Here is a 7,223-nt window from a genome sequence, read left to right as displayed (position 1 = left end):
AGACGCAACGGTGTTGAGACAGACGCAACGGTGTTGAGACAGACGCAACGGTGTTGAGACAGACGCAACGGTGTTGAGACAGACGCAACGGTGTTGATCCACTTGCAGAAAGGAAGAGATTGCTCTTCTAGTAGCCAATATGGCGGGTAGGTAAATTAAATGTAGGACGTAACATCTACTTGTACAAGTTTTTCGTCACTCTTTTGAAGTTTTTAGACGAAAACCGTGTTTTTGGGGCTACTAATTCGCTTGGTGATCACAAAATACACAATGAGCCTCGGAGTGGCTTCAACGGGGTCATTACTGAATTTCTTGACCATCCACAATTTCTTGACCATCTGCAGTTTGTTGAGATCGACGTCAACACTTCCTTGGACATTTCTGAGTTAGGTACTTAGGCGGAGATTTAGCCTTCGGAATACTTTTTGTATTGATAAACACTGGGTGACGCCCTCTTGTGATCAAATAACGACGCATTCGTATGGTTATTCTACAGCTCTTGATAAATCGTTTGTTATTATCCAAAAAAGTCCATTAACTCTTCGATAGGACCTTATCATTGGATAAACATCACCTAAATGCTTTCAATGTTCTAGCAAACCTAACTAGCTTTTGTCACCATTGCTTCGTGACCCTTCGAGACTTGACTGATAAAGTTGCTTACGAATCAATTACTTTAGTATCTAATTAACTGTTGGGGTGATGGAAAATAGTGAGAGTTGAAGTGAAGCACCTTCATATGATCATGGAACAGGCAGAAATCCCAACGTGGGTTAATCGATTATGTAACCTCGGCTTTATCGCGAGCTTCTCGTCCGGTTTATACTGCTTTACTCAACTTATTTTGAGCGCCATATCATTAAATGTCGATCTCAAGTGGTTTATTGGACTTACAGCCTCGATGTCTTTGTTCTGGGTCATCGTAGAATTCAAGAGTTGGTTGTTTTACAAAATCCTATACAAATCCTTCTGTATAGAGAAGCCAAGTTTGAATGCCGTTGAATTTTACCTCAAGAATCACCTGCTTCTAGACCTAAGCTCTGGGAGCCAACATGCATTAAAGCAATATCTGGCGAGGGCTGAGCATAAGGAATTGATGTGACAGTACTGTATATAGATGTAGTTGGGCTTCTCTACTCAAAACGTTACCTTGAAGCAAACCAAGTCTCTTTTGATGACTTGGCGTTTACTATGAGCTACCAACCGATGAACATTATTGAGAGCCTACCTCACAATGAGGTGTCCGCACGATTGCTTGAAACAGCCGCTTTGAATGCTCGTTTAAAGATTTGCCCCATCGAGCCGTTTAAAGCATACGATTAGGTTCGAGAACGAGAGATTTTTAGCCCTTCAACCTTAGCTCTTAATATCGATTGGCGAGGAAAGCTAAGAATGGGTAGTCGCAGCATTACAGCTAGAATGCTTATACATGCGGAAACCTTGGGGGTAAAACAATGGTGGTGCTGTGGTGGCAATCAAGTTAATTGGCAGCTTGCACATCAACAAAAGCGCCACCTAAAATCACCACCAGAGAAAGGGGTTACCCCTCAACTATTGAGCTGTATCCGCGCCCTGTAAGCTGCAAAAGGACAATTAGTTTGTGGAGTAAACAAGCATAGTAAAAGGTGTTTGATTCAGATGGCGTGTAAGCGGTGCGAACTGTTGCAATCAAGCAACTAGTTTTAAGTCACTATGTCGATGTGACGGGCTAAATAGGGGTTTTAGCATGACATTTAAAGGATTAATCAGTGTGGTACTCGGCAAGGTAGAACGCCCAGTGGTTGTTTCTCCTTACGATTTTGAAGCTTTGTACTGCTTGTTCCCAAGCCCCATAACTTACATGGGCGAAGTTGAAGAGCGAGTTCAACACTATTGCGATACGCATTTTTTGGTTAGTGGGTTAACAGCAGAGTTTATATTGGGGAGTGCTATTGATTATCTCTATGAGAAACAACATGAGCATAGCCTATTAGAAGTTGAAGAACGCGAGCTTACACTGCTTGAGCAGCGTTACCCCCATCTGTTTTAATCCTCAGCAGGCCCACCTGGGTGGTTGTCCCGAATTAATAATGCCTCTCTCTGCGCACCGTCCCTTACAACAAAGTCGAGAAATCGTCTAGTCCGGCCACACCAATGAACAACACTTTTTATATTTAAAATCATACAGATAACATGTACATTACTATTCAATCGATTCCTAAAAGCTTTAACACGGAAAGTAACAAGAATGTCTCACATTGATCATCTACAAAACTACTACAGCGATCTATTCAAAGCACAGCATACCCCGCTATTAATCGAACTGAGCCACGCCGATATCAATGCGCTTACCCAAGACCAACAAGCTACGGCTCCCCTGTCACTTGCAAAGTCTGTATTTGATCGAGACCTTAAAAATCAAACTTCAATTGTTTTGCTTGATGGAGATGATGCCCACGTAGATGACCAGTTTTTCTTGCTCGACCAACTGCTAGAACAACTGCGTAGTGAGCTTAAAGAGATCAAAAACCTTGCCGTTTTAAAAGAATCGCTCAAAGGCGCGGCATCGGTTGCCACTGGAGGAATGCTGGGAGATTTATTGAGTAACCACCTTGATAACGGATTGAGTTTTATTCTTGATGAGATTGGCGGAGAGTTCTCTTCCTTATTTTCTAAAGTAGTGCTTGATAATGTGGGCGTTTCAGAGCAGCTATTAAGTAATGCTGAAGGCATTCTTCATGATTGCAGTAGTGAAACACTCGGTGACTTAATTGCAAACATAAGTAAGCAGAATCTTTTCCTCTCGATTGGAGCAAAAAGCGAGCTAAATCGCTTGTCCAATCAATTTTCCGCCAGCGAAAACATTGACTTATTCCAGCTAGCGTTCAAACTGCTGCTTGCCATCGCAATCGATTCCCCAAAATTAATCTATATCAATAACCCGCATCGGTTGGATAGTAGTTCCATCGCAATATTATCGTTACTATTTTCTTACGCCAAAAACCAAAAAGAGCAAGACCAGCACATTGGTTTGTCTGTGGTTTATACTTACAGCGATCCCTCGTTTGATCTTTATCAGGAAGTAGCCCCAGAATTAACCATTAAACAACAACTACTTTCTGACCAACGCCGTTTTGTTCAACGTTACGCGATGCTTGAGCGACCAAGTAGCGACATCCCTAATCTCGCAGTCAAATCATCCCTATTTATTGGACGACAAGAAGAGCTACATACGCTGAATAGGCAATACGTTACTCGAGTCCCAACGACACTATCTGTGATTGCTGGAGAGCCGGGCATCGGAAAAACCGCACTCGTTAATCAACATATTAAGACCATTACGAAAAGCAGTCCTGCTATCGTGTTAACTTTGCTAAATGAGGTAGGGCACAGCTCCAGTAATACAGGGTTAAGCTCACTAGAAAAAAGCATCATTGAAGAAGAGAAACGGCTTCACCATCACAGAAACTTCAAAGAAAAGACACTGGGTTTTCTCAGAAACCTGCACTCAAAAGAGACAGTATTTAATGCCGCTGGACTCCTCCTCTCAGGCGCAGATAAAGCCTTAAATATTATTGATGCCGGATACCAGCGTATACAAACCGATGGCAACCTTAATCGACTGCAAGATATGGGGATGCAGAGTCTCGACAATAAGCAGCAAGATGAAAAAGAGCGCCAATTTAACAAGCTAGATACCGCGATCACTTTACTGACCAAAATCCACTCCGAACCTTTGCCAATCATCTTGTTCATTGACGATCTGCAATGGATAGATGATACGGCCAGTGAGTATATCTTAACTCGACTGCTCAAACGTTCAGATATCTACGTTGTCGCCACCTTGCGTCCTAGTGATGCTGCTACCCAATATAAAGCTTGGCAATCCAACCTTCAGCTTCACCGCCATGCTTTGTCACTGCTTACCGCGGCCAAAGTGACAGGAGCGCATGAGTTTAGCCAATCTCCCGAGGCAGGGCAGCTACCTGATTGTTCGGTATTACACGTAAATACCCTTACATTATCGGGATTCGATAAACACGCTCTAACCCAACTGATTGCTAAGGTTATCTCTGGTACACATCAGCAGCACCATCAACTTGCAGAGGCTATAGTAAGTACATTAGGCAATGGTAGCTCGACAGAAGTGAATACCTTATTTGCCGTCGAAACCATAAACATGCTTTGCGACGCTAAGCTCTACCGAGAAAACCGCTTTGAACAACTGATCCTGAGCGCTCCTTTACGTTTTAACCCTGACATTAGCGACATAAATGACACCCTTAAACAGACCTTTGAGTCACTGCAACGGAAATATCAAGACTCTCTGGTTCATGCCAGTCAAACAGGAGCCCATCAAGGCTTTAATCTAATGGCCTATGCTGTACTTGAAGAGCGCTTACATCTGCTAAAAATATACTTTGGTGAGATGGGCAATGCGGCTGTGAATACCTTGCTATTTTCATCACTTCTGGGGGCACCATTTTCATCAGAGTTAGTGAAGTGTGTCCTTAACGCTTTGTCCACGACAAATGAGCCCAAACTACAGTCATTAAAATCTCATATAACACAAAACCAGAAGCAGGTTAATTTACAGCCCGAGCACTACGCAATTATCGATGAGGTGTATGAGATCCTACGCCGCCTTGCCACCCATGATGACCAATACCAATATAGCCACGGATTATTGCATATCTTCTTAGACAAACAGTTTGATTACTTGCTCGATAGTCAGTTGCCAGACGCTAATCAAGTCTCAAAAGATGCACTGATTCTCTTAATTTCTGCCACCGTGGATTCGCAACTTAAAGCGCTGGCATTCTTTAATCATCCTTTCCAAGCGCTCACTCAAGAGCAAACAACGAGTCTTATTTTTCATAAGACAGTCATTATGAATGTGCATGCAAAAGGTTACTTGTATCACCCAGATAGATGGGCTCCACAGTATGCGTCCAGTCTCTATAATCTAGCCATCTCGTACCAACAGAACAACGATCTAGATAAGGCCATATCTCTACAAAGGCAATGCTCTGTGATAGCTTTACATTATTATCAGAAAGACTCAGATCCTTGGGTTAGCGCATTAACCAAATCCTTGAGCAACTTGGGAAGCTTATTCCAACGAAACAACAAGCTTGAGAGAGCCATTTCATATCAAGAGACGACCTGCGAGTTGCTCCTACGCTACTATGAACACATCCCAGATTTCTGGGCTCGAGAATACGCTGCCAGCTTGAGCAGTTTGGCGAGTTCATACCAACAAAATAACCAGCTTGACAAAGCTATTTGTCTCCAAGAGAAATCTATCAAAATATACAAAGAATACCGCCAGCCAAACTCAGAGGAATGGCCTCGAGACTATGCAAGAAGCTTGCATGACTTAGCTTCCTCATACAAACAAAACAACGAGCTTGAAAAAGCTCTAAATTACCAAGAGCGATCTCTAAAAATATGCAAGCACTATTACTTACAAGACCCAGATCAATGGGCTTACAACTACACTTCTAGTTTGTGTAACTTGGCACTCTTGTACACACGAATAAACCAATTAGGGAACGCCATTGCCCTTGAAGAACAATCACTTGAAATAAACAAACACTATTATCAGAACAATCCTGAATATTGGGCTCAAAGCTATGCCAATAGCTTGAATAACTTGGCATGTTCATACCAACGTACCGACCAACTTGAGAAAGCCATTGACTGTTATGAGCAGTCTTTAGAGATCGTCCAGCACTACTATCAACAAAACCCAGACCAGTGGGCGGAAGACTACACCATCCGATTGAATAATCTGGCACACTCATATGTACACAACAACCAATTAGAGAAAGCCATTGTCTTTGAAGAACAATCACTTGCAATACGACAACGCTACTATCAGAACAATCCTAAACAATGGGCTCAGCATTATGCCACTAGCTTGAATAACTTGGCAGGTTCATACGCCAAGGCAAACCAACTTGAAAGAGCCATTGATTTCTTTGAGCAATCTCTAGAAATTGTTGAGCACTACTATCAACAAAACCCAGACCAGTGGGCCAAAGATTACACCATCAGCTTGAACAATTTGGCAGGCTCATACAAACAAAATAACCAGCTTGAGAAAGCCATTACCCTTCGAGAGCAAGCCCTTGAGATAGCCCAACGCTACTTTCAACAATCCTTTGTGATTGGCCAGCACTACAATCCGAAATACATTAGCCAATGGGCTGAAAACTACACCACCATCTTGGACAATTTAACCACCTCATATACACAGAACAATCAGCTTGAAAAAGCAATTACTCTGTATGAGCAATTCTTAGAAATTTGCGAGTGCTGCTATCAGCAAAACCCTGAGCAATGGCGTGAAAGGTATGTAAGGGTATTAAACTATCTGGCTGTTTATAAAGAGGAGCAATACTCCTATGAAGAATCTTTGGCTCTAGCGCACAAAGCTCTCGATATTTACAAAGATATAATTGAACAAGAACCTTCGCGGTGGCTTAGTGGTTTTCTATCCTCTTTAGATTTAGTCGCGAGCAATCACCTTCGTTTGCAACACTATGCCGATGCAAGTCACTATTATAATGACTATTTCAACTGTTACTCTTACCAAGAAATAGAAAGCGTAGAAGATGTGACTTACTTCATTTACCCGATGGTGAAATACGTCCAAGCGACTAGGCAAAATCACGACAATAGCTTGTATAATTTCGTAACAATGGTTGATGATTTTTCATCCTTCATGACGACAAGGTTTGGAGCTTTGTACAAAGAACTGCTTGCAGCGGAACAAGCTGCATACAGCGCTCTTGCAGACTCAGGTGACCCTTTAGACAGGGATAAGTATCACATCTTTATGGAATTTTTTGCAGTTGATGCCTCAGTTTAACCATTAAATGTCGCGTAATTCTTGGATTTACAAGCCGTTTTTTTAACCAATAATTACTTACTCTAAACTGTGAATATAACGAAGCGAATGAACGGCTAGCTTTGCGATAAGCTCTTTCGACCAAAGTAGCTTATCGCAGCAAGGGAACAGCTGTGAACAGAATTACAGACTGTTTTCCACTACCAGAGCTTTTGATTTGCTCCACTAATACAAGACACTTCATTAAGCGATATTTTTCTTTTTTATATTTAATGAGCTTAACGACACAAGTTCAGGTTTTACGCGCTTAATGAATAGCCACCGACTTGATAGACACCTTTTAGTTAGACAAAATGACTAATAGAGAGGTGCTTATGAGCAGCAAAAG

3 protein-coding genes are annotated in these 7,223 nt (G+C 42.0%); all 3 read left to right on the top strand.

Annotation, left to right across the window (positions count from 1 at the left end; all coding sequences use genetic code 11):
* Nucleotides 1-1,098: 1,098 nt before the first annotated feature.
* The 3 genes from ACVA54_RS19340 to ACVA54_RS19330 all read left to right on the top strand — a co-directional run bounded on the left by ACVA54_RS19340 (nucleotide 1,099) and on the right by ACVA54_RS19330 (nucleotide 6,856).
* Nucleotides 1,099-1,323, top strand: a complete 225-nt coding sequence (locus tag ACVA54_RS19340) for a hypothetical protein (RefSeq protein WP_446649877.1) — start codon at nucleotides 1,099-1,101, stop codon at nucleotides 1,321-1,323.
* Between the two features lie 403 nt (nucleotides 1,324-1,726).
* Nucleotides 1,727-2,029 (top strand): hypothetical protein, encoded by a 303-nt coding sequence (locus tag ACVA54_RS19335; RefSeq protein WP_446649876.1) that lies wholly within the window; start codon nucleotides 1,727-1,729, stop codon nucleotides 2,027-2,029.
* Nucleotides 2,030-2,227: 198 nt separating this feature from the next.
* The gene (locus ACVA54_RS19330; RefSeq protein ID WP_446649875.1) at nucleotides 2,228-6,856 is read left to right on the top strand and encodes a tetratricopeptide repeat protein; all 4,629 of its coding nucleotides are present in this window, start codon (nucleotides 2,228-2,230) and stop codon (nucleotides 6,854-6,856) included.
* Nucleotides 6,857-7,223: the final 367 nt, after the last annotated feature.

The sequence above is a fragment of the Vibrio sp. PNB23_22_6 genome, assembly GCF_052877535.1.
The sequence above is the reverse complement of the archived record's forward strand: the minus strand, read 5'-3'. Positions and strand labels throughout refer to the sequence as shown.

What these genes read in the sequence shown, in the direction of transcription:
- ACVA54_RS19330 (WP_446649875.1), top strand. Translation starts at nt 2,228, where the DNA reads ATGTCTCACATTGATCATCTACAAAACTACTACAGCGATCTATTCAAA.
- ACVA54_RS19335 (WP_446649876.1), top strand. Translation starts at nt 1,727, where the DNA reads ATGACATTTAAAGGATTAATCAGTGTGGTACTCGGCAAGGTAGAACGC.